This window comes from Enterococcus olivae, assembly GCF_053760925.1.
Window position 1 is genome coordinate 67,536 of the sequence record NZ_JBSMVT010000003.1, and the last position, 22,795, is coordinate 90,330.

Sequence of the window (22,795 nt, forward strand, 5' to 3'; positions counted from 1 at the left end):
AGAGTCTGGAACATGTCCAGACCCCCTGCGTCTTATAGTTTTTGTTCTTGACGAATACGTTGCTCTAATTCTTTTTGTTCTTGCTCTTTTTGTGCTTTTCTTTCTTCTGCTTCCATTTTCAAACGTGCACGTTTGACTTCTGGATGTGGATCATTGATCACTGTTTCTGACTCAATTTCCTCTAGCGCCTGTCCGACACTTTTGACAGAATCGAAGTTCTCTAATGTAGGCTGTGAGCCTGCATCTAACTCATGCGCACGCTTGCTAGCTAAAATAACTAGCGAGTATTTTGAATTCACGCGATCCAATAATGAATCGATCGAAGGTTTCAACATCATTTTCTCTACAACTCCTCTAACATTTTTCTGTATTTTCCAATCACGCGTTCTACGCGAAAATGTTCACTTGCAATAATTTCTTTGATTCTTTGTACAGCTTGGTGGACCTCATCATTCACTACGGCGTAATCATACAATGCCATCATCTCGATTTCTTCACGGGCGATGCGCATACGTTCATCGATCACTTCAGCAGAATCGGTTCCCCGACCCGTGATCCTTGATCGTAATTCTGTCAGATCCGGTGGTGTCAAAAAGATAAACACACCGTCAGGAACCTTCTCTTTGACCTGAAGCGCTCCTTGGACTTCTATCTCTAAGAACACATCTTTCCCCTCATCCAATGTCTTTTGGACGTAAGACAACGGTGTCCCGTAGTAGTTTCCTACGTATTCAGCATACTCCAGCATCTCGCCGGAAGCAATCAATCCTTCAAATTCTTCGTGGCTGCGGAAATAATAATCCACGCCCTCTACTTCACCGATACGCTTGTTGCGGGTAGTCATGGAAATAGAATATTGAAAATCATTGTCTTCGCTATCAAATATCGCTTTACGCACTGTTCCTTTACCAACACCGGAAGGGCCAGATAGCACGATTAATAAACCTCGCTCTGTCATATTGACGTCCTTTCACTCTACAATTTGCTTAACGTCTATTTTGCACTTTTTTTCAGCAACTTTCAAGAATTACTTTATTATAACGAGAATTTTATTAAAAAACTATTTAAATGCCCGAAGAAATCGCTGTTATTCTACGTTTTGGACTTGTTCGCGAATCTTTTCGATAATCGATTTCATCTGAACGACCGCATTTTTGATTTCGATCGGACTAGATTTGGAACCAATCGTATTGACTTCACGGTTCATCTCCTGAATCAGAAAATCCAGCTCTCTGCCGACAGTTTTCTCAGACTGTAGCAATTCTTTCATCGCATGTAAGTGGATGCCCATCCGGTCCAGTTCTTCATGAATATCGCCTCGCTCCAGTAAAATCGCCATTTCTGTCAGTAGACGTTCCTGATCGACTTCCCCGCCTAGCCAATCGGTCAGCTTCTTCTCGAAGCGTTCACGATAATCGGCTTCATAAAGCTCGACAAAGCTCGACAGCTCGGTGATTTTCTGTTGCAAAGCGATCCGATTTTCTTCCAAGATCTGTTGGATGCCGGCACCTTCTTTTTGTCGGCTAGCATCATTAGCTTCTGCAGCCTGTTTAACAGCAGACAAGACAGCCTGTTCAAGGGAGGTGTCTTCGCTTTGTTTCTCTCGGATCTCAATAAAGTCTTCGTTACTGGTCAAACGTTCCACGATTGCTGCGGGCGCAAGTTCTGCATTGAAACGTGCTTCAACCTCAGTCTGCAGATCAGTGATCAGCTGCTGCATCAGCTCCCAGTGGACGACGACTTCTTTATTGCTGTCACCTTTTTCCTTTAAGGTCAGATACACCTCGATCCGTCCTCTCTGAAGAATCTCTTTGATCGTTTGGCGAATCGCTTGTTCGTAGACGTTCAACTGACGTGGATGACGTAACTGAATATCTAAAAAACGATGATTGACACTCTTCATCTCTACTTCGATCTGGTAATTTTCTGATTCCTGGATCGCTTTCCCAAAACCCGTCATACTTTTCATGGATACCTGCTCCTTACATCGATAATAGTGTTTGCTTCAGTGCTTCAAATTCTTCATTGGTCAAGGTAACACCTTTGCCCATCTTCTCATGTTCCGGACTCCAGTCACGTAAATCAAACTTAGGCGGACGCCCATTCCAACTAACTAAATTCAGTTCTTTACGCCAGCCCTTCGGATTCTCCGACAAAACAGCGATCTCTTCAACGATTTCATAAGAAAATTCATTTGCCATTGCTCATTCCTCTTTCTATTCAACGATTTCGTGGATCTCTTCTTTCAATAAATAATACAAAAATCTAGCAGCCACTGCAGTGATCGGAGCCAAAGTGAAGATCGTTGCCGGCAAGGATTCTTTTGCCTGCAAGATCTGATACAACCAAGTCAGTTGATTTTTTTCCGAGAGAACGAACCGCTGATTATGATATTGCTGCAGCCATTCGCCGATCGACAGGCTACCGATGATCGCTCCCTTACCTTCCCGATAACACTGCAGAATCTCTTCCAAAAAGCTTTCCTCATTGTAGACATGGGTCGGAGCGACTTCAAACACGCGAGCGATCAACTCCAATAAGATTTGTCCACCTTCTTCCAAAGCAGCTTTCTGCTGATAGACTTTGCCGACTTTTTCCCAAAACTCTGGACGTTGGATCAGCTCCAAATAAAGTGGTTCTGTTTTTAATGTACGCAAAAAACGGCGCCATATTTTTTGATAGGGACTTCCCTCGGTAAAGGTATACCAATAACCTGAAAAACGTCCTAGATATTTCATTGTTTCCAAATAACCTATACGGTAATTGGTTTCTGAGCGTTCTCGATCAAAAACCAGCAGATTCCCCAATGACCAAGGTGTTCCTAGATCCATACGGGCAACTTCCAAAGGGACTGCTGTCTTTTTAACGATTCCTGGGCCTTTGACATCTACACAGATACATTCAGAGGCTCCTTGCGCGATCGCTACATCGATTGGCAAATTGTTTCGATAACCACCATCAACGTATAACTCCTGTTCGATCTCCTTTGGTGTCATCCCCGGATAAAAAGAAGCCGAGGCGATCAGCCAGTCCAGTTCATTGATCCCATTCTCTACATCAAAGGGATGAATTACTTCTTGTAGTCCGGAGAAACGCGTTGCACAAACCAACAGCTTTGCTGGGTGCCTCTTCATCTTTTCAGCATCAAAAGTTTCCCTCAGTAATTTCTGTAAAGGCTCGGAGCTGGCGCCGTTTTCTCTGATTGCTGTTCTTGCCAGAGAGCGTACTTGATGAACCAATTCTCTCAAGGATTGGCTGGTAGCACTGGCTTCAGGAAAAGCCAGTACCTTGTCTGTACTGATGGTCAACCACAATTCTCTGGCAATGTCGACATCGTCCATCAAAATCAAGGCACCATTCAAAGCGCCTACCGAGGTACCTGTGATCCAGTCAAAGGCGATTCCTTCACTTTTCAGAGCCTGCCAAACACCGATTTGGTAGGCTCCTTTGGCTCCACCACCTCCCAGTACCAAGGCTGTTTGATAGTCAAAGATTTTTTGAAAACCGGCAGCCGTTCGCTTATAGCCTTGTTCTATCAACCAGTTTGCCGTGGGAATACCGAGGGACACTGGTAAAAGGATTCCCTTGGTAAAATGCTGTCGAAAAAAATTCTCGAGCATCTTCAAGCCATGGATCCATGAGAATTCCGAGAGCGGGTAATACAATAGATTCGTGAGTACTGCCAGACCCTCCTGCTCCGTAAATGCTACGAAAAGCTGTTGCTGCTGATAGGTCAATAGCCAAGCTTCTCCGCGTTTGATTTGTTGCCTCAGCTGTTTTTTAGCTTCAGAATGAGAGGCAAACAACGGGACGATCAACTGACTTTTTTGAAAATTTTTCTTTTTTTGGATCAGATCCGATGGAAATAATTTTTCGGTCTGCACCTCGTTCACCTCCAGTCAAGCATCAAAGAGTTTTTTGCTGTCGGTTAAAGATCTCTGCCATTTGATCATCCGCATCCTTGACGCTGATGATCTCTTTCAATTCTCCTTGCACTAGCCAGCGTGTGATCCCGCCAGACTCGCCACAAGTGATCAGTGTGACTAATTTTTTGTCAGGAACTTCCTCTACGACTTCGACTCTGGTTGGTTCGATCCGTTCGGAAACCGCCACTTCATAGGTATAGATATTTTCCAGATCGGTCAGATACACACTATCGCCGATCTGTGTTCGATGCAAAGGTGAAAACAAAATATCCGCGTTCTCGATGCGGTGACTAGCCAGTGCATAGTTCCCTTCTCCCATTTTTTGTTCGGGATGAAACGTACCTGCTCCATATAACAGCGCCGTATTTTCTAAGCCTTTGAAAACAGGCAGATTGATATCAACACTTGGAAGAGCAATCGCTCCGATGACCGGCAAGACTTTATTTTCCAGCTGTGCCCGTAGCACAGCCTCTAAGCTGGCTGCTTCCACCGCATCAAAATCAAAGGATGCCTCTTTCTGAAGATTGTTTTCAATTTCTTCACGAGAGACCTGTTCAACTGCATAGCTGTCTCCATTAGATTTCATCAAGAAATTCTTGATCTGATTGTTGAAAACCAGCGCTAATCCAATCAACAACAGTAGCAGTAGACCTGTATTGATCAGCAGGTTTTTGACACGTGATTTTTTCTTCATTTGCTCTTGACTCCATTTCTGAGATTTCTTGTTTTTATCATAACACAGAACGCTGAACGAGAGAAAAATCAGAAAAAAGAATTTCCTTGTCTTTCGCTTTTTGTAATCATTTTTTAATCGAAAAGAAACAAGATTTTTCAATCGCTTTATTGTAAAATATAGGTATGCTTAAAACTGAACATGGAGGGCGGGTGGACATGACCGACTTGATTTATGTACATATCGATACTACGAGCAATGCAATCTTGACGCAAGGCATTGGCGCAAAAGATTTTCATCAAGGTATTGTTCATCAGCCCAAAAACCTGCTGTTATTGAATCCCTCCAGTGAATTGGGGGAGTTTGAACCACACACAGCCATGAAGATCATTCGAGGAAGCGAGGCTGTTGAAAATTATTTCCAGATCGTCAGTAAAGAACGCACCCCCGAAGACAATAAGTGGATCGACTTCAGTGATCTCGCTATCTTGAAGGAAATGACACCTTTAGAAATCTCCGAATTACTATATTTTGGTCACACAAAAACGCATCTTCATTCACCATTTTTTTATAAGTTACAGAACAACTTTGTTTTTTTTGATCTTAAAGATAGCATTGCCCGCACTTATTACCGTTATCTGGATGAATTTTATCGGATTCTATCCAACAAGCTGACCCATTTGACTTTAGAAGCACTCAATGACAAACGTAGCTTCTTCCGTAAACCAAAGCCTGTGGAACGGATCAACCTGGAATTGATCAAAACTTTACGTGAGGTCATGAGAGAAGGAATCATCTTTTCCTTTCAGCAGGCTGTGACCATCGACGACAATTTTCAGATCCCGATCTTTGTTGTTGGGGACGCACACTTTCGTATCAATGCTCCTGTATTCAAAGATGAAGACCTTGTTGGGCATTTGATTTATTCCACCACTAAAAAAACTTGGCAAGCAAAATTGGATGAAGAACACCTAGCTTTTGCTGCATTGACAAGTGGTCTCTATTAAAAACCGCAAGCAATAAACAGTGACTGTTCATTGCTTGCGGTTTTTATGCTAACTATTTTTCTACTAAGGTAGTTGCTTCGTGAGCAACAGTTGCTCTGTTTGAGCGATCTCCAAAGGACGACTATAATAGAAGCCTTGAATTTCATCGACACCGCTGGCTACTAAAATATCCAGTTCTTGCTTGGTTTCGATCCCTTCTGCCACAACCTTCAAGCCTAATGCTTTCCCCAGCTGAATGACGGTTGCTACGACTTTTTCTTCTTTGAAATTTTTCGAGATTCCTTGGATCAATGACTTATCGATCTTTAAAATATCCAGATCCAGCTTCATCAAGTAGGACAGCGAAGAATAGCCCGTCCCAAAATCATCCAGTGCCACTTTGATCCCATGGTCTTTCATCGTCTTTAGGATCTCTTGTGCACGCACTTCATTGTCAATAAACATATTTTCCGTGACTTCTACCTCGATCAAGGTCGGATCTACCCCGTATTTAGTCAACGTATTCAGAAAATTGATCTCAAAATTCGAATGGACGAACTGGGAAACCGATAAATTGATGGCCACCGGTAGCAGTTGGTAACCCTTTGATGCCCATTGATTGATCTGTTTGCAGAGACTGACTAGCACCCAGTCGTTCATTTCATTGATCATTCCAATTTCTTCTGCGATCGGGATGAATTCACTAGGTGAAATTTTGCCTAGCTCCGGGTGATCCCAACGCAGTAGTGCCTCCATCCCCTTCACTTTGCCATCAGTAGCAGAAACTTTAGGCTGATACACTAAGTGGAATTGCTCATCATAATGGGATTCTCGCAAACTATTTTGGATCTGAAACAGACGTTGGCTGGTGGAGCTCATGAGGCTGATAGAAAACATGTAGCCGTTCTTGTGAGTATTTTTTACCTGATACATCGCTAGATCGGCGCTCTTCATGATCGTTTCCGTGTCCGTTCCAGATTCTGGAAAAATCGCCACGCCGACACTACAGGTCATTCGTAAGGTCAAGTCTGACACATAAAACGGTGCCTTGAATTTTTCAATCAGTGTTTCTGCTGTCCGTTTCAACTCCGTGATACTCTCTATCGAATAGACGATCACGGCAAATTCATCACCACCCAAACGTGCCACCATCCCAGCACCACCGACGATTTCCCGCAATCTTTGAGAGACTTTGATTAGTAATTGGTCGCCGATACTGTGTCCTTTCGTATCATTGACATATTTGAAGCTATCCAAATCGATGAACAGCACACCAAACTTTTCTTTTTTGCTTGTGGCTTCCTTGATACACGCTAGCAATTCTTCATCAAACATCCGTCGATTAGGTAATTCGGTCAACGAGTCTGAGTTGGCCAGCAGCCGAATCCGCTCTTCATTTTGCTTTTGATTGGTAATGTTGTAACGGATCGCCATATATTGGAAAGGCTGTCCATTTTCATTCAACATCGGAACGATCGTTGAATCCGCCCAATAACAGCTACCGTCCTTCTTCTTGTTTTTGACTTCACCACGCCAAGTCTTTCCTTGGGTGATCGTTTCCCACATTTCTTTGAAAAAGGATCTGGGGTGAAAACCAGAATTAACAATCCTGTGAGTACGCCCAATCAACTCATGGCTCTCATAGCCAGAGATCGCACAAAAATGTTGATTCGCATAGGTGATTCGCCCTTCTGTATCAGTAATCGCCAGAATGACTGAGCTATTGAGTGCCTGTTGCATGTAAGACAAGTCATCCAATGTACCAAATAACTCCTGATTCAGCTGTTTGGTCTCAATGATTGTGCCAATAATCTCTGGTCCCTGACTCGTCTGGATGCTATAACCAAAAATACTAAGTGGTAGCACACCACCGTCCTTATCGTTCACAAATACGCGTCTATATTCTGTATGTTTGCCCTCGCTCAGCAAATCAGCAAAATACTGAGCAACTTCAATTGAAATATACTGAGACAACACTTGCTGATAATGCTGTCCTTGGATCTCCTGTTCACTGAGTCCCAAAAGCTCAAAAAACAGACGATCAACAAAGTATATTTTCTCCCCTTGTATCCTGAAAACGATCTGCTCCATACTTTCCCCCTATAAACTTTTGTCCAGACTATTATAGCACGCTTTGTACAGGTTTTAATCGTTAAAGTTTGAGCAAAAAAATGACGGGGTGCGTTCGCTTCTTTTTATCAGTCGAAGCTCCATAAAATCACATACTACATTCGGACTTCCTAATGCTTTCTACCTATCAAGAGAAAAACTTACCTTGAGATGATGCATAGTACTTCCAGATTTTGAGAGTCCTCGCTATTCAACCTTTTCAATGTAGATATCTTCACTCAGAGCTGCCCAATGGTTGGTCGGACCATGACCATGACCCACAAAGATCCCTTCTTGAATCGCTCCTTGGATAAAGGCCTTGGCTGTGATGATCGCGTCTCTCATCTGTGCCCCTTTGGCTAACTCTGCCACGATGCAAGAAGAAAAGGTATCCCCGGTCCCATGAGTATTTTCAGTAAAGATCCGTGGCGCGCTCATCCAAAAACGCTCACCCGTTTCCAGCAGAACATAATCTGCTGCATGCTCACCTGCTTTGTGTCCACCTTTGATGATCACGTTTTTTACGCCCATCGCTTGTAGAAGCTTTGCCGCAGTCATCATGTCGGCTTCTGTTTTGATTGCCTGACTGATCAGCACCTCTGCTTCTGGAAGATTCGGTGTGACAACGGCTGCTAAAGGCAACAGCTCCTCTTTGATCAGCTGGATGGCATCTTCAGCTAGCAAAGGATGTCCTCCCTTGGCGATCATTACTGGATCAACCACCAGTGGACCAAAGTTATATTGCTTGAGATTTTTAACGACGGCTGCCACATGTTCCTGATCCGCCAACATGCCGGTCTTAGCTGCTTGAATCTTAAAATCGGCTGCCAGTGAAGCAAACTGAGCGTCAATAAATTCACAGGGGATCGGCAAACTTGCCTGCACCCCCAAGGTATTCTGTGCGGTCAATGCGATCACGATACTCATACCAAAGACATGTCTTGCCTGAAATGTTTTTAGATCAGCTTGAATCCCTGCACCACCGCCGGAATCGGATCCAGCGATCGTGACTACTTGTGGTGTCGTATTTTTCATTTTATTTTCCCTCCCATTCAGCAATTTTTTCACGCATTTTCTTAACTTTTTGAGCAACCGATTCGGCCTTCATGATCTCACTGACTACCGCCACGCCAGCTACTCCGCTGCCTTCAAATACTGAAAGACGTTCCTCGGTAATTCCCCCGATCGCCACGACAGGGATTTGAACGCCAGCAGTGATGGCTTTCAGTGTTTCCATCGATGTTGCCTGGGTGATTACCTTGGTTTGCGTAGGGAAAATCGCTCCAACACCTAGGTAATCTGCCCCCTGTGCTTCAGCTTCCTGTGCCCGTGTCAAGGTTTTCGCAGAAACGCCCAGCCATTTGTCGCCGATCAATTTCCGGACAGTCTGGACAGGGAGCTCATCATCGCCGACATGCACACCGGCTGCATCTACGGCTAAACAAATATCCACCCGATCATTGATGATCAAGGGAATTTGGTAGCTCTCTGTGATTGCTTTGACTTTTTTTGCCAGTTCATAAAATGCGTGGGTCGACAACTCTTTTTCCCGAAGCTGAACCAAGGTCACACCATGTTGACAAGCCTCCTGGATTCTTTGCAAAAATTCTGCTTCTTCGCTCTCGCGATTGGTGACTAAATACAAGGACAAATAATTTTTCATAGACATCTTCCTTTCACTCTTTTCCACCAGTCTGCCTGCTGATCAAGCAGAGACAGCTGATTCATCGTTTCCTGACGAAAATCCGCCATGCCGAGCATGAGCTCCTTTTGTTTGGCGACTTCTCCGCAACTGTTCAAATAACTGACGCCCCGTAGCGTAGCCGCAAGCGGTGCCATTCCTGCTCCTAAAAATGCGGTGATCAGCGCACCGACCAAATCACCTGTGCCGGTAAAACGATCCAGCTCAGGTACGCCGTTTTCCATGAGATATGCTCGTTTGTTATGGACAATAACATCTTTGACCCCAGTCGCTAAATAAACGCTTGCTGGATCTTGTTCTTGCAAGTCAGCGACCAACTCCAACAGCTGATTGCTCTCTTGATCCAAACGATCGCCGTCCACCCCGCGACTGTTGGTCTCCAATCCACAAAACGCCCGCATCTCTGAAATGTTGCCTTTTACAACGGTCGGCTGATCCTTAGCGAGACGCTGCGCCAACGCCAAACGCAAAGGTGTAGCTGCGGCGCCTACAATATCCAGTACCACCGGTTTTTGCTTTTGTTTTGCTCGCTGACTTGCTGCGAGCAATGCCGCTTCTTTAGCTGGTGAGAGCTTGCCCAGATTTAGAAAAAGACTGTCGGTTTTTTCAAACAATGCTGGAAACTCTCGAATATCCTCCGCCATGATCGGTTTGGCTCCAATAAATAGCAGACCGTTTGCCAACAGCTCGTTGGTGATCTCATTGGTCACACAATGGACCAATGGTGAAAAATTTACTGGTAGTGGGTTTTCTTCAAAATACGTAGACCAATTTTGACTGTTCATTTTTCTTCTCCTTGAAACAAACGTTGAATTTTACGAATCGCTGGAATATTTTTAGCTTTTTGCCAGAGTAAAAAAGCAACGACGGAACCGATACAAGCCGCACCGATAAAACGTGGCGTGTACATCAGCCAATAAAAGTCGTGGCTGCTGCCGGTAAACCAAACCATCACCGGATAGGAAAGTAACGAACCGACGATCCCTGTGCCTAAGATCTCGCCGATCATCGCAGCAGGAACGACTGGTCGCACACGATAAGCGATTCCTGCCAGTGCTGCACCAAAAACAGCTCCGGTCAGTGCCAGCGGTGGGATCCCCAGCAAAGTCATCCGGATCACTCCGCAGACAAAGGCCATGACTGTCGCATAAAAGGGACCCATCAGTACACCCGCCAATACGTTCATGACACTCGACATCGGTGCCATGCCTTCGACCCGAAAAAGTGGTGACAGTACGACATCCAGCGCGATCATCATGGAAAGATAGGTCAATTTTTGTAATTTATGATTTCCCATAGGTTTCATTCCCCCAAGTTTTTAAACGATACGATGTTTCCCAAAATTCATGCTCCATATGACTGCTGATTACAAAAGCAGCCAGCATTTTTTGCTGTTCTTCCTTTGTTGTCTCTTCGTAGATGGCATTGAGTAATCTTTGCTCCTGCTGCACAATCGCCACACTTTCTTCTGTGATACAGGTCTCGATCCAACGCTGGTACAGAGGATGTGGTGATCCCGTCTGATTCAGATGAAACCCAATCTCTTGATACAACCAAGCACACGGCAGCAAACTAGCGAAGGCGGCGTTTGGCGATTTGGAAGATAACTGTCGATACATATGAGAGACATAATGATAGGGACCCGGCGCGATCACTGTTTGTCGAATCTCTTCTTCAGTGATCGCCAGTTCTTTAAAAAAGGTCTCTCTGATCGCGATCTCTCCTGCAATCAAACGATCGGAGCCAGTCAGCATCATCTGCCGGACTTCGGGAAAGACTGTCTGCGTAGCAATCTGCAAATAAATATCCTGTAGCTGATTTAAGTAGTACCGATCCTGCAACAGATAATAGCGAAAGCGCTCGTCAGAGAGTGTCCCTGCCTGCAGTTCTTGAATAAAAGGGTGCTGCAGACTTTTTTCCCAAGACGTGGCGGCGGTTGTTCTTGCCAGCTTTGTAAATGTCATTCAATACTCCTTTCAAATAAAAAGCTTCTCTGACAGCGGAGTCTCGCAATCAGAGAAGCGCTGCGACTATTCCGCAGAAAAATCTGACTTAGTATCCTCGGGAATAAAGATCGTCGGATACATCCGATTCAAGGTCAATAATACGATCGTTGTCACCAAAGCCGTTGCCAGACCACTCGCTCCATTCATGACTGCGGAGAAAATGACTGGATTCATTCCCCACAAGGCATAGGAACCCCAGAAAGCGACCCCTGCCACAAAATGCCAGAAATAGCGGGCGATCGCACCAATCAATACCCCAACTACAATCTGCGCCTGAGCATTCCCTTGATCTTTTTCCAAAACAGCTTGACGAACTTTTGCTGCAGTTAATCCGGTAAAACCTGCAAAGGTAAAGGCGATCGGATATTCAATCAAAACTTGGATCAAACTCAAGAAATACGTCTGCCCCGTTGGAAAATGCAGGATCCCCCAGATAAAGGCGGCCAGCAACGCCGGTTTCGTTCCGCGACGAAAGGCATAAACGGCCAATGGAATCTGTCCTAGAGAGATCGAAAAGCTTGATCCGATAGACAGTGGAATAAAGGACAGGACCATTGCCAAAGCAGCTATGATCGTTCCTTCCACCCAGATTTTTGTTGATGATGAACGCATAAAAAAACTCCTCCTTTAGAATCTTTACAATTCACAAAGGAGAAGTTATATAACTTCAGCTCGTCACAATTCCTACGCTCGAATGATCGAAACAGGTACGAAGGGTTTAGAGTAAACTCAATCTCAGCCCAGATGGACTCCCCTTTGTGTTAGATTCTATTTAATTGTTTGTACAGAAAGAGCATAGCACAAATTCGTGGTTTTGCAAACCCTTGTGTGTCGGACGTCTGTTATTGAATATTGATAAAATCCTGTGAAAATTTTTCTAAAAATATTCAGATCCTTTCATTGACTTTTTTGCAAAAGTTACGCACAATTTACTACAGAGACCTTTCGAGGGCTCTTTCATTAAGGAGTGTGAAAAATGTGATACAAACTCTACTAAAGAATCTTGGTAGTTATAAAAAAGAAACATTGATGACCCCATTTTTTGTTACTTTGGAAGTCATTTTAGACATTATCATCCCGGTATTGATGGCTCTGATCATCGACCGAGGAATCGCCATCGGAAATCAGCGCAGTATTTTGCTGATTGGCGTAGTTCTAGTTATTTGTGCTGTCTTTGCCCTTATTTTTGGTATGCTCTCTGCCCGCTATGCTGCAATCGCTTCAGCAGGCTTTGCTAAAAATATTCGTCGCAAGATTTTTGTGAATGTCCAGGATTTTTCCTTTTCGAACATTGATCGTTTCTCAACAGCCAGTCTGGTCACCCGACTGACGACGGATATCAACAATGTCCAAAATTCATTTCAAATGACGATCCGTATTCTGGTTCGCAGTCCTTTGCTGTTCATCTTTTCTCTGATTATGGCCTTTCGCATCAACCAGGACTTGGCAGGTATTTTTTTATGGGCGATCCCCTTCCTTGCCATCGGACTATTTTTGATCATCAAATTTGCTCATCCGGCCTTCAATCATGTGTTTCGGATCTATGACCGACTAAACCAAGTGGTTCAGGAAAATCTACAAGGGATTCGTATCGTAAAATCCTATGTTCGGGAAGATTTTGAGGTCGCGAAGTTTGAAAAAGTCTCGGCGCGCATCTATAAAGCCTTCGCCAAAGCCGAACGAATCGTGGCACTGAATGGACCACTGATGCAATTCACGATGTTCAGCTGTATGTTGATCATCTCGTGGATCGGTGCTCACTTGATCGTTGACAGCTCGATGACAACAGGACAACTGATGAGTATGTTCATGTATATCATCCAGATCCTGATTGCCTTGAACATGATGTCGATGGTTTTTGTAATGCTGATCATCTCTCGACCTTCTGCAGAACGAATCATTGAAGCCATTGAAGAAGAAAGCGATCTGACCGATCCGCAGCAGCCATTGACGGAAATCCCTGATGGCTCCGTAGTATTCGACCAAGTCGATTTCAGTTATTCAGGCGAACAAGACAAGCTCGTGCTAAATGCTTGTGATTTTCGGATCGCTTCTGGTCAAACCGTTGGAATCATTGGCGGAACTGGGGCTGGGAAAACCTCTTTGGTTCAATTAATCCCACGACTATATGATGTGACCTCCGGCAGTGTCAAAGTTGGTGGACACGATGTCCGCGACTACTCGCTAAAGGCTTTGCGTGATGCAGTCGGCATGGTTTTACAAAACAACGTCCTATTTTCTGGAACGATCAAAGACAATCTTCGTTGGGGGAATCCCGAAGCGACCGATGAAGAGCTGATCGAAGCTTGTCGTCTCTCACAGGCCGATGAATTTATCCAAAAAATGCCTGAAGGCTACGATACCTATATCGAGCAAGGCGGTAGCAATGTTTCCGGCGGACAAAAGCAGCGGTTGACGATCGCTCGGGCCCTTCTGAAAAAACCAAAAATCTTGATCCTTGATGATTCAACTAGTGCCGTAGATACCAAAACAGATCATCTGATCCAACAGGCATTTTTTAAAACGATTCCTGATACGACTAAATTCATCATCACCCAGCGAATCTCTTCGATTGAAAATACCGATCAGATCATCGTGATGGAGAACGGCCGGATCAACGGCATGGGAACCCATGAAGAATTGCTGGCTAACAACCAAATTTATCAAGAAATCAACCATTCTCAAGTGAAGGGATTTGGTGAAGCCTATGAGTAAAAGAAAACCTGCGACTCAGCCCGTCAAAACGATGGGTCGCTTATTAAGCTATTTAATCAAAGGATATCCGATCCAACTACTGATTGTTCTATTCAGTATTATTTTGACAGCCTTTGCCAGTGTGCAGGGATCACTCTTTCTACAAGTCGTGATCGATGATTACGCCCTACCCTTACTAGCGCAAAGTGGCGCGCCCGATTTTTCTGGCTTGCTTCAGGCAGTCTTAAAAATGGCCGGTATCTATTTGGCCGGCGTGATTGCTGCGATCACTTTCAATCAGGTTATGGTTAATGTTTCCCAAGGCGTCCAAAAGAAAATCAGGGACGACTTGTTCAAGCATATGGAGACCTTACCGATCAATTATTTTGATACACACACTCATGGAGATGTCATGAGTCACTATACCAATGACATCGACACGCTTCGTCAAATGATCTCTCAAAGTGCTCCTCAACTGCTACAAGCTTTGGTTACCTTTGTTAGTGTCTTTATTGCCATGTTTTCGGTCAGTTTACCATTGACGATTTTCGTGATTTTTTCGGTCAGCTTGATGTTCTTGACGATCCGAAAAATCAGCGGATTAAGCAGTCGCTATTTTGGTCAACAACAAGCCACTCTGGGAAAACTGAATGGCTTTATCGATGAGATGATGCATGGACAAAAAGTCATCAAGATCTTCAATCATGAAAAGGAAACGATCGAACAATTCGATGTCCTAAATGAACAGTTGGCAGACGATGCCACCAAAGCCAATGGCTATGCCAATATTTTGATGCCGGTCATGATGAACCTGCTGAATATCCAGTATGTCCTGATCGCGATCGTCGGCGGTCTGTTGAGCATCAACGGTTTGGCGGTCTTGTCGATTGGTGCGATCGCTTCTTTCCTTCAGTTGAGTCGTTCACTGAACATGCCGATCTCTCAAATCTCTCAACAGATCAATTTTGTGATCATGGCACTTGCCGGTGCAGAACGGATCTTTGTATTGATGGATGAGACACCTGAAGGCGATGAGGGGACCGTCTCACTGGTCAATGTCCGGTACGAGAGCGGACAGCCTGTTGAATGTGCAGAAACAACCGGTCAATGGGCATGGAAACAATCAGATGCTACTGGTTTTACTTATACACCATTGACGGGCGATGTTCGCTTCAATCATGTCGATTTTGGTTACAGCAAGGACAAAATAGTCCTTCACGACATCAATCTGTTTGCTAAACCAGGTGAAAAACTTGCCTTTGTCGGCGCAACAGGTGCTGGAAAAACAACGATCACGAATTTGATCAATCGTTTCTATGATATCAATAGTGGTGAGATTCTGTATGACGGAATCAATATCCAAAAAATCAAAAAAGAATCCTTGCGTCGCTCTTTGGGGATCGTCTTACAAGATACCCATCTGTTCACGGGTACGATCAGTGAAAACATTCGCTACAGCAAACCGGATGCCACCGATGAAGAAGTTCATCGGGCAGCCAAGCTAGCCAATGCTGATTACTTTATCTCTCATTTACCACAGGGTTATGACACTGTGATCACGGCTGACGGCGAAGGCCTGTCACAAGGACAGCGTCAACTGCTGGCGATCGCTCGAGCAGCCATCGTCGATCCACCGGTGATGATCTTGGACGAAGCGACTTCTAGTATCGATACGCGGACAGAACGAATCGTACAAGATGGCATGGATGCTTTAATGAAAGGACGAACGGTCTTTGTGATCGCCCACCGACTCTCTACTATCCAAAATTCAGACGCGATCATGGTCATGGATCAAGGAAGAATCATTGAACGCGGCGATCATGACGATCTGCTTCAACAAAAAGGCGTCTACTATCAGTTGGCGACCGGTGCACTGGAATTGGATTAAGCAAATAAAAAAGCCGTTGCAGCAATCTGCAGCGGTTTTTTCACGTTTAATGAACAAAGTCTTTCGATAGACAAACCTGTCAGTATCAGCTCTCCTCACTTTTTCTGCCAAGCAATTGAGTGATCCCGACGACCGCAGGAAAAATCACTCCTGAAATGATCCAAACGATCCAACCGTCTCTCCAGTCATTGGTAGACAGACTGTAGCCTAAATAAATCGCAACAGCAAGCAACCAGTAGGCAAGTGTGACTGTCGTTACAACAGCCTGTTTTTCTTTTTTGCTTTTGGTATAATCTCCCTCTTGCAACAGCTTTTCATAGCTTGCCCACACGACACCACTACGAACAAAGAAAACAACCCCCATTCCTGCAATCACCAAAGAAACCGCCAGCATGATCACCAACAACAGGTCATTCTGGTCATTCACTATCACTCCGCCAAAAAGCGGCAGGAGCGCAGTAATACAAAGACTAGCGCCAATGATATTATTTCTTGTATAGGTTTTGCTATATTGCGCTTTACGTTCCCTAACCATGCCACTCACACCATACGCTGTTTCAAATGCTTCTTTTTCCAGATACTCAAAAGGTGCCGTTTTGCTCCCACTTGAAATAAATAGCGCAACCGCTATTGCGACAAGAAGAATCAAACAAATCATGCCGACTCCTCCTACTACATTCTCTGCCAAACCATACTCGGGAACTTCACTGATCGCTCCTAATACGAATAAGGTGAGCGGTGATAAAATACATAAAAAAGTGGCCAGCGCGATCGTTTTCGATGTGATTTCCTTTACAATAAGAAAGGCATGGGCTTCCTCCATTGATACTCGTTTCAATGTCGATACATCTTCAGATGGCAGACTCTCTACAGTTTCGATCTCATCCTTAAGCAAATAATCGGTGCTCACACCAAACAGCTCCGAAAGACGAATGATTTTCTCAAGCTCTGGAACAGATTGCGCTCCTTCCCATTTTGAAACGGATTGCCTAGTAACATTCATTTGTTCGGCTAATTCTTCTTGTGACCAACCTGCTTTTTTGCGCAGCTGGATCAGCTTGTCTCCAAAAATCATCTCTGTATCCTCCTTATGTTCTTGTTGGATCAATCTTATCATCTGAGTGAGTTGCCTACCATCACTCCGCGCCTTTCAATGTGTCAACTAGCAGTTGCACTTACAATCAGCTCTATTATAAAGCCTCTTAATAAAAGAAAACCAGTCTTTTTCAAGAAGAAAAAACCAGAGAACCTTTTTCCGTCGAAAAAAAGTTCTCTGGTTTATTGAGCGTGTTTTTTTAGTTACCAAACGCTTCTTTTGTTTCAAATAATGGACTCACTGGTTTGTTCTCATGGATACGTTTGATTGCTTCTGCCATCAAAACACCTACGCTGATTTCATCAATTTTGTCGATTTTACGCTCTTCTGGCAAGTTGATTGAATCTGTTACGACCAAGCGTTCAATCGCTGAATCAGAAATACGTTCTAAAGCTGGGCCAGACAAGACTGGATGCGTACAAGACGCATAGACACTCTTCGCGCCGGCTTGTTTCAACGCATTTGCTGCTAATGTGATCGTACCTGCTGTGTCAATGATATCATCGATCAGCACACATACTTTTCCTTCAACTTGACCAATAATGTTCATGACTTCTGCTACATTCGCCCGTGGACGACGCTTGTCAATAATGGCAATCGGTGCTTTCAAGAATTCTGCTAATTTACGTGCACGTGTTACACCACCATGGTCAGGAGAAACAACTACTACATCATCCCCTTGAATCTTGTTTTCCAAGAAGTAATTGGCGATCAATGGGGCACCCATTAAATGATCCACTGGGATATCAAAGAAACCTTGAATTTGTGATGCGTGCAAGTCGAGTGTGACCATACGATTCGCACCGGCTTTTTCAATCATGTTCGCTACTAGTTTTGCTGTGATTGGTTCACGAGAGCGTGCTTTACGGTCCTGACGAGCGTAGCCATAGTAAGGCATTACGACGTTGATCGTTTTCGCACTCGCACGTTTTAGTGCATCGATCATGATCAAAAGCTCCATCAAGTTGTCATTAACTGGACTACTTGTTGATTGCACGATATACACATGTGAACCACGAATACTTTCTTCAATGTTGACTTGGATTTCCCCATCACTGAATTGTTTTACGGAACACTCCCCTAATTCTACACCTACTGCAGCAGCAATTTTTTCCGCTAATGGACGATTAGAATTTAGCGCAAAAATCTTTAATTTTGGATCAAAATAATGATTCGACATGAGAACCTCCACTTTCTTTACATTTCGACTAGTAAAAAGACCACTATCTACTAGAATCATCTTCCTAGTAAATAGTAGTCATTTTTCGCCAAGAAATCAAGCCATTTGGACGTACTTATTGATTATAAGGGAAATTTTTTGCATAATTCTCTTTATTTACCTGTCTGGCACGGGCAATTGCCAAGGCATGCTCAGGCACATCCTCTGTGATTGTCGAGCCAGCGGCGATACAGCTGTTGGCTTCGATCTGTACGGGAGAAACGATACTCGTAGACGAACCGATGAAACTGTGATCTCCCACAACGGTCCGATGTTTGTTTTTGCCATCGTAGTTGACAAAGACGACCCCGCATCCGACATTGATATCTTTTCCTAGGGTTGCATCGCCAACATAGGTCAAGTGACCGACTTTCGTTCCTTCACCCACGACAGCATTTTTGACTTCTACAAAGTTTCCGATATGGGCGTTTTCTAATACTTCTGCTTTTGGACGCAAATGGGCGTAAGGACCGACATCTGCGCCTGAACGAACGACGCTTTCTTCAACGACCGATGACTTAACAACAACATCGTCCTCGATGATGCTGTCAACGATCTGAGATTGGGCAGTAATCACACAATTTTCCCCAATCACGGTCTCACCTTTGATGTACACTCCTGGTTCAATTACGGTTTCGGCTCCAATTCTGACTCCTGCATCGATATACGTCGCAGCTGGATCAACAAAGGACACACCATTGATCATGTGCTGATGATTGATGCGTTCCCGCATGATTCGATTAGCTTCAGCAAGAGCCACCCGATCATTGACTCCTAAAGATTCATCAAAATCTTGCGTTTGATAAGCCGCAACATTCTTGCCGTCTGCTTTCAAGATCTCGATGATGTCTGTTAAATAGTATTCCCCTTGCGCATTGTCTGTGTTGAGATTTTCCAGAGCATCAAAGAGTAGCTCATTGTCAAAGCAATAAGTTCCTGTATTGATCTCTTTGACTTGTGCTTCTTCTGATGTTGCATCTTTTTGTTCGACGATACGATCCACGATTCCTACATGGTCACGCAGGATGCGACCGTAACCTGTTGGATCTTCTGCATGAGCAGTCAAGATCGTAGCAGAAGCCCCTTTTCCTTGATGGTAATCAAACAGATTGTCTAGTGTTTCAGAAGTCAGCAAAGGTGTATCCCCACTGATGACCAGTGTTGTTCCAGGTTTTCCTTTTAAGAATTCGGCTGCTTGGATCACTGCATGACCCGTTCCTAATTGTTCAGCCTGTAGTGCATACTGACTGCGTTCTCCTAGCTGTGCTTTCACTTTGTCTGCCCCGTGACCAACGATCGTCACGATTTCTTCAGGTTTCGTTTCTTCCACTCGATTGATGATATGCTCCACCATCGGTTTGCCGCAGACAGGATGCAGGACTTTGTAAAGCTTTGATTTCATGCGTGTTCCTTTACCTGCTGCTAAAATAATTGCATAACGTGAGTTCACACGATTCACTCCATTCGATTTTTTGCTTGTTTTAGTGTAGCCCAATTGTGACAACTTTTCAACTATTCCTTGATATTTGCAGCTAGACCAATTTTCACCGACTCTAGTCAAAGGGGATTCGTCGAAATCCTCCTTCGCTGTTGATGATCTGTCCCGTGATCCACGAGCCTTCGTCGGAAAGCAGGAAAGCAATCAAGTTAGCCGCATCTGCTGGTTGACTGAAACGCCCAAAAGGAAAGACCTGTTGATTTTCGCCCCACTCTTTTGCTTCGTCCAAATACCCTGTATTTGTTACTCCGGGATTGACGGCATTCAGGGTAATTTTTTGTGCGGACAAGCTGTACGCCAAGGTTTGGACACTTTCTGCCAAAGCTCCCTTTGCCAGTGCATAGCTGATCTCACCAGGCATCGGGCCTAGGCTTTGTCCTGAGATCATAAAGATGACTTTGCCGATCCCTCGACTTTGATCATGCTGCTTGGCAAAAAGCTGGGTAAGCAAGATCGTTGATTTGGTGTTGACCTGCCAATGTCGGTCAAGATCCTCGGCAGTGATCTCTTCTAGTTTGCCATCGTTTCCTGACAGCGCATGGTTGCAAACCAAAAAATCGATGGGACCATTGTGTTGGAAAAAAGCAGCCAGCTGTTCGAACTCCTCGTCCTTTTCAAAATTTACGTGAACTGTCTGGAAAGTGGCACCCTCTATCAGTGACTGCTTCAATTCAGTAAAGACTTCCTCTACGCTCTCTGCGCCCCATTCCTGGCGGGCATCATGCTCCTCGTAATGCTGGATACATAAGGAAGCACCCAACTCGGCACACTTTTTAGCGATCGCATAGCCGATACCTCGTTTGCGACTGACACCTGTGATAAACATCCGTTTATTTTGTAGGGGATAAACTTGATGGCTCATAGATTGTCTCCTTTTCTGTCATTTTCCAAAAAAACGCTGGATTTCTTCTTTGGCAGCCTCCACTGAATCTGAAGCATGAACCAGATTACGGGTCTGATTCACCCCAAAAGCTGCTCGCAAGCTACCCATCTCAGCTTTCAAAGGATCGGTAGCGCCAACGATCTGGCGGACACGTGCTACCGCCTGCTCGCCTTCAACAACCATCAAGACGACAGGTCCTTCCGTCATATAGTCCAAGAGCGTTGGAAAAAACGGTTTGTCTGTCAGATGTTGATAATGCTGCTTGAGAATCTCTCTAGACAGCGTTTCCATTTTCAAAGAAGAAAAACTCAGATTTGCTGCTTCTAATTGTTGAAAAATCTTACCGACTAGCTGTCGCTGAACCCCATCCGGCTTGATAATGACTAATGTTTGTTCCTGCATACACTCCACCTCTGTCCGATTGATATACTTCGATTGTACCGTAAAATCAATGGTAGTGATAGACCAGTAATCAAAAAGACACAAAGGAGGCCACACACGTTTGTAGGTTCTCTTAAACGACAAGGATATAAAAGCTGTTCTGAAAAAAAGAAACACCACCTCATCTAAAGAATCAATGAAGGGCATTTCTGTGCTTTAAAACTATTCATTTTCAGTTTCATAATATCTTTTCAAAAACTGTTTGGTTCTTTCTGATTTCGCATGATTGAACACCTCATCTGGCGTTCCCTGTTCTACAATTTTTCCTTTATCAAGGAACAGAACCTTTGTAGAGACTTCTTTAACGAATCGCATTTCGTGTGAAACTAGAATCATTGTCTGTCCGGTTGCAGCGGTTTGTTTGATCGTTTGTAATACTTCTCCGACTAACTCTGGATCCAAGGCTGACGTAGGCTCGTCCAGTAACAGCAATTCCGGTTCCATTGCCAAAGCCCGAGCAATTCCTACACGCTGTTGTTGTCCACCAGACAAATGTTTGGGATAATAGCTTTCCCGATCACTCATTCCGACTTTTGCTAGCTGTTCTTTGGCAATTTTTTTCGCGGTTTCTTTGGGTAATTTCTTTACAACCAGTAATCCTTCCATGACATTTTCCAATGCAGTACGTTGTTGAAAAAGATTGAACTGCTGAAAAACCATCGCCGTCTTTTTACGTAACTCCAAGCGCTTCTCTTTCGTCAGATTGGTAAAATCTACTTGAAAATCATTGATAGTGATATTTCCCCTGTCTGCCTTTTCAAGATAATTCAACGATCTCAGCAATGTCGATTTCCCAGCACCGGAAGAGCCAATAATCGCTACAACATCCCCTTGTTTGACATCAAATGAGATATCATCCAATACCACATTCTTTTGAAATTTTTTTGAAAGATGCTCTATTTTGATCATACCTATACATCTCCCCTTTCAGTCGTTCGAAACAAATGACGTTTTCGTCCTTTGTCTACGGTATCGCTGATAGCAAATCTCTGTTCCAGTATGCGTAACAATTGTTCAATGAGAATCGTTAGTCCCCAGTAAATGATCGCTAAAGCTAGATATACTTCGAAGAAACGGAAATTCCCTCCGGAGATGATCCTACCTTGTGCCGTCATTTCAATTACACCGGCAACAAAGGCCAAGGAGGTTCCTTTCAACAGACCGATCAAGGCATTGCCCAGTGGCGGCACAGCCACGATCATTGCCTCTGGTAAAATTACTCGTTTCAATACTTGAAAATAAGTCATCCCCAAAGACTCTGCGGCTTCGATTTGTCCTTTGTTTACAGAAAGCAGTGCTGCACGAATCGTTTCTGAATTATAGGCCGCTTCGTTGATACCAAAAGTTACCAACACAAACAGCAAAGCTGGCAGATTGTTGATATTATAGTTGGTTTCATAGGTCATGTTGATATATCTCAAAAGTAGCGGAATCCCATTATAAGTCAAATACAGCTGAACGATCAGTGGGGTTCCTCGAATGAAGGAGATAAAAACCACTGTTAACTGAGACAAGACTGGGACTTCTTTGATCCGAATGATCGCTAAGAGTAGTCCCAAAATCAGTCCAATCAACATGGCTATAAATGTGATTTGCAAGGTGATCGGTAGAAAACTTAGTAATCGAGGAATACTCGAAAAAACAACTGAGATATCAAATAACTTCTCCATTTAG

23 protein-coding genes and 1 riboswitch are annotated in these 22,795 nt (G+C 44.1%); of the genes, 3 read left to right on the forward strand and 20 right to left on the reverse strand.

All coding sequences use genetic code 11. The features are described 5' to 3' along the window. Positions 1-32: 32 nt before the first annotated feature. From rpoZ to ACWODM_RS03740, 6 genes are all read right to left on the reverse strand, one after another. Entirely contained in the window at positions 33-338 is a 306-nt protein-coding gene (gene rpoZ / locus ACWODM_RS03715; protein WP_455320026.1) for a DNA-directed RNA polymerase subunit omega, read from the reverse strand. Positions 339-343: 5 nt separating this feature from the next. Beyond that, positions 344-958 (reverse strand): guanylate kinase, encoded by a 615-nt coding sequence (gene gmk, locus ACWODM_RS03720; RefSeq protein ID WP_455320027.1) that lies wholly within the window; start codon positions 956-958, stop codon positions 344-346. 129 nt (positions 959-1,087) lie between these two features. Then, positions 1,088-1,969, reverse strand: coding sequence for a YicC/YloC family endoribonuclease (locus ACWODM_RS03725; protein ID WP_455320028.1), 882 nt, complete (start codon positions 1,967-1,969; stop codon positions 1,088-1,090). Between the two features lie 13 nt (positions 1,970-1,982). Beyond that, positions 1,983-2,201, reverse strand: a complete 219-nt coding sequence (locus ACWODM_RS03730; RefSeq protein WP_455320029.1) for a YdbC family protein — start codon at positions 2,199-2,201, stop codon at positions 1,983-1,985. A 15-nt stretch (positions 2,202-2,216) separates the two neighbouring features. Then, positions 2,217-3,884: a patatin-like phospholipase family protein gene (locus ACWODM_RS03735; RefSeq protein WP_455320030.1), complete on the reverse strand. Its 1,668-nt coding sequence runs from the start codon at positions 3,882-3,884 to the stop codon at positions 2,217-2,219. 22 nt (positions 3,885-3,906) lie between these two features. Continuing rightward, on the reverse strand, positions 3,907-4,620 hold the full coding sequence (locus ACWODM_RS03740; RefSeq protein ID WP_455320031.1) for a class A sortase: 714 nt from the start codon (positions 4,618-4,620) through the stop codon (positions 3,907-3,909). Positions 4,621-4,817: 197 nt separating this feature from the next. Between ACWODM_RS03740 and ACWODM_RS03745 the strand changes: the two genes are divergently transcribed. Then, positions 4,818-5,606, forward strand: coding sequence for a hypothetical protein (locus tag ACWODM_RS03745; protein WP_455320032.1), 789 nt, complete (start codon positions 4,818-4,820; stop codon positions 5,604-5,606). A gap of 63 nt (positions 5,607-5,669) precedes the next feature. Here ACWODM_RS03745 and ACWODM_RS03750 read toward each other — a convergent pair whose 3' ends face one another. From ACWODM_RS03750 to thiT, 7 genes are all read right to left on the reverse strand, one after another. Continuing rightward, positions 5,670-7,676, reverse strand: coding sequence for an EAL domain-containing protein (locus ACWODM_RS03750; protein ID WP_455320033.1), 2,007 nt, complete (start codon positions 7,674-7,676; stop codon positions 5,670-5,672). A 225-nt stretch (positions 7,677-7,901) separates the two neighbouring features. Further along, on the reverse strand, positions 7,902-8,729 hold the full coding sequence (gene thiD / locus ACWODM_RS03755; protein WP_455320034.1) for a bifunctional hydroxymethylpyrimidine kinase/phosphomethylpyrimidine kinase: 828 nt from the start codon (positions 8,727-8,729) through the stop codon (positions 7,902-7,904). 1 nt (position 8,730) lies between these two features. Continuing rightward, entirely contained in the window at positions 8,731-9,357 is a 627-nt protein-coding gene (gene thiE / locus ACWODM_RS03760; protein ID WP_455320035.1) for a thiamine phosphate synthase, read from the reverse strand. Beyond that, positions 9,354-10,181, reverse strand: a complete 828-nt coding sequence (locus ACWODM_RS03765) for a hydroxyethylthiazole kinase (protein ID WP_455320036.1) — start codon at positions 10,179-10,181, stop codon at positions 9,354-9,356. The genes thiE and ACWODM_RS03765 overlap by 4 nt, the downstream gene beginning before the upstream one ends. After that, positions 10,178-10,693, reverse strand: a complete 516-nt coding sequence (gene thiW / locus ACWODM_RS03770) for an energy coupling factor transporter S component ThiW (protein WP_455320037.1) — start codon at positions 10,691-10,693, stop codon at positions 10,178-10,180. Before thiW ends, ACWODM_RS03765 begins: the two co-directional genes overlap by 4 nt. Continuing rightward, entirely contained in the window at positions 10,680-11,360 is a 681-nt protein-coding gene (gene tenA, locus ACWODM_RS03775) for a thiaminase II (protein ID WP_455320038.1), read from the reverse strand. The genes thiW and tenA overlap by 14 nt, the downstream gene beginning before the upstream one ends. Positions 11,361-11,426: 66 nt before the next feature. Next, on the reverse strand, positions 11,427-12,014 hold the full coding sequence (gene thiT, locus ACWODM_RS03780) for an energy-coupled thiamine transporter ThiT (RefSeq protein ID WP_455320039.1): 588 nt from the start codon (positions 12,012-12,014) through the stop codon (positions 11,427-11,429). Between the two features lie 52 nt (positions 12,015-12,066). Then, a riboswitch (TPP riboswitch) is annotated at positions 12,067-12,168 on the reverse strand. Positions 12,169-12,380: 212 nt separating this feature from the next. Between thiT and ACWODM_RS03785 the strand changes: the two genes are divergently transcribed. Together ACWODM_RS03785 and ACWODM_RS03790 are read left to right on the forward strand one after the other, a co-directional pair. Next, positions 12,381-14,117 (forward strand): ABC transporter ATP-binding protein, encoded by a 1,737-nt coding sequence (locus ACWODM_RS03785; RefSeq protein WP_455320040.1) that lies wholly within the window; start codon positions 12,381-12,383, stop codon positions 14,115-14,117. Next, positions 14,110-15,984: an ABC transporter ATP-binding protein gene (locus ACWODM_RS03790; protein WP_455320041.1), complete on the forward strand. Its 1,875-nt coding sequence runs from the start codon at positions 14,110-14,112 to the stop codon at positions 15,982-15,984. The genes ACWODM_RS03785 and ACWODM_RS03790 overlap by 8 nt, the downstream gene beginning before the upstream one ends. Positions 15,985-16,069: 85 nt before the next feature. Here the strand turns inward: ACWODM_RS03790 and ACWODM_RS03795 are convergent, their stop codons facing one another. From ACWODM_RS03795 to ACWODM_RS03825, 7 genes are all read right to left on the reverse strand, one after another. After that, the gene (locus ACWODM_RS03795) at positions 16,070-17,059 is read right to left on the reverse strand and encodes a helix-turn-helix domain-containing protein (RefSeq protein WP_455320042.1); all 990 of its coding nucleotides are present in this window, start codon (positions 17,057-17,059) and stop codon (positions 16,070-16,072) included. Positions 17,060-17,279: 220 nt separating this feature from the next. Next, complete coding sequence (locus ACWODM_RS03800) at positions 17,280-18,260, reverse strand: ribose-phosphate diphosphokinase (RefSeq protein ID WP_455320043.1); 981 nt, start codon at positions 18,258-18,260, stop codon at positions 17,280-17,282. 115 nt (positions 18,261-18,375) lie between these two features. Next, positions 18,376-19,749 carry a bifunctional UDP-N-acetylglucosamine diphosphorylase/glucosamine-1-phosphate N-acetyltransferase GlmU gene (gene glmU, locus ACWODM_RS03805; protein ID WP_455320044.1) on the reverse strand — a complete coding sequence of 458 codons (1,374 nt, stop codon included), beginning with the start codon at positions 19,747-19,749 and terminating at the stop codon, positions 18,376-18,378. 103 nt (positions 19,750-19,852) lie between these two features. Further along, positions 19,853-20,659: an SDR family oxidoreductase gene (locus ACWODM_RS03810; RefSeq protein WP_455320045.1), complete on the reverse strand. Its 807-nt coding sequence runs from the start codon at positions 20,657-20,659 to the stop codon at positions 19,853-19,855. An 18-nt stretch (positions 20,660-20,677) separates the two neighbouring features. Continuing rightward, on the reverse strand, positions 20,678-21,082 hold the full coding sequence (gene ndk, locus ACWODM_RS03815; RefSeq protein ID WP_455320046.1) for a nucleoside-diphosphate kinase: 405 nt from the start codon (positions 21,080-21,082) through the stop codon (positions 20,678-20,680). A 201-nt stretch (positions 21,083-21,283) separates the two neighbouring features. Beyond that, the gene (locus tag ACWODM_RS03820) at positions 21,284-22,030 is read right to left on the reverse strand and encodes an amino acid ABC transporter ATP-binding protein (RefSeq protein WP_455320047.1); all 747 of its coding nucleotides are present in this window, start codon (positions 22,028-22,030) and stop codon (positions 21,284-21,286) included. 2 nt (positions 22,031-22,032) lie between these two features. Then, positions 22,033-22,791: an amino acid ABC transporter permease gene (locus ACWODM_RS03825; RefSeq protein ID WP_455320048.1), complete on the reverse strand. Its 759-nt coding sequence runs from the start codon at positions 22,789-22,791 to the stop codon at positions 22,033-22,035. Positions 22,792-22,795 lie beyond the last annotated feature (4 nt).

Coding starts and splice junctions, on each gene's coding strand:
- rpoZ (WP_455320026.1), bottom strand. CDS start 338: ATGATGTTGAAACCTTCGATCGATTCATTATTGGATCGCGTGAATTCA.
- gmk (WP_455320027.1), bottom strand. CDS start 958: ATGACAGAGCGAGGTTTATTAATCGTGCTATCTGGCCCTTCCGGTGTT.
- ACWODM_RS03725 (WP_455320028.1), bottom strand. CDS start 1,969: ATGAAAAGTATGACGGGTTTTGGGAAAGCGATCCAGGAATCAGAAAAT.
- ACWODM_RS03730 (WP_455320029.1), bottom strand. CDS start 2,201: ATGGCAAATGAATTTTCTTATGAAATCGTTGAAGAGATCGCTGTTTTG.
- ACWODM_RS03740 (WP_455320031.1), bottom strand. CDS start 4,620: ATGAAGAAAAAATCACGTGTCAAAAACCTGCTGATCAATACAGGTCTA.
- ACWODM_RS03745 (WP_455320032.1), top strand. CDS start 4,818: ATGACCGACTTGATTTATGTACATATCGATACTACGAGCAATGCAATC.
- ACWODM_RS03750 (WP_455320033.1), bottom strand. CDS start 7,676: ATGGAGCAGATCGTTTTCAGGATACAAGGGGAGAAAATATACTTTGTT.
- thiD (WP_455320034.1), bottom strand. CDS start 8,729: ATGAAAAATACGACACCACAAGTAGTCACGATCGCTGGATCCGATTCC.
- thiE (WP_455320035.1), bottom strand. CDS start 9,357: ATGAAAAATTATTTGTCCTTGTATTTAGTCACCAATCGCGAGAGCGAA.
- ACWODM_RS03765 (WP_455320036.1), bottom strand. CDS start 10,181: ATGAACAGTCAAAATTGGTCTACGTATTTTGAAGAAAACCCACTACCA.
- thiW (WP_455320037.1), bottom strand. CDS start 10,693: ATGGGAAATCATAAATTACAAAAATTGACCTATCTTTCCATGATGATC.
- tenA (WP_455320038.1), bottom strand. CDS start 11,360: ATGACATTTACAAAGCTGGCAAGAACAACCGCCGCCACGTCTTGGGAA.
- thiT (WP_455320039.1), bottom strand. CDS start 12,014: ATGCGTTCATCATCAACAAAAATCTGGGTGGAAGGAACGATCATAGCT.
- ACWODM_RS03790 (WP_455320041.1), top strand. CDS start 14,110: ATGAGTAAAAGAAAACCTGCGACTCAGCCCGTCAAAACGATGGGTCGC.
- ACWODM_RS03795 (WP_455320042.1), bottom strand. CDS start 17,059: ATGATTTTTGGAGACAAGCTGATCCAGCTGCGCAAAAAAGCAGGTTGG.
- ACWODM_RS03800 (WP_455320043.1), bottom strand. CDS start 18,260: ATGTCGAATCATTATTTTGATCCAAAATTAAAGATTTTTGCGCTAAAT.
- ACWODM_RS03810 (WP_455320045.1), bottom strand. CDS start 20,659: ATGAGCCATCAAGTTTATCCCCTACAAAATAAACGGATGTTTATCACA.
- ndk (WP_455320046.1), bottom strand. CDS start 21,082: ATGCAGGAACAAACATTAGTCATTATCAAGCCGGATGGGGTTCAGCGA.
- ACWODM_RS03820 (WP_455320047.1), bottom strand. CDS start 22,030: ATGATCAAAATAGAGCATCTTTCAAAAAAATTTCAAAAGAATGTGGTA.
- ACWODM_RS03825 (WP_455320048.1), bottom strand. CDS start 22,791: ATGGAGAAGTTATTTGATATCTCAGTTGTTTTTTCGAGTATTCCTCGA.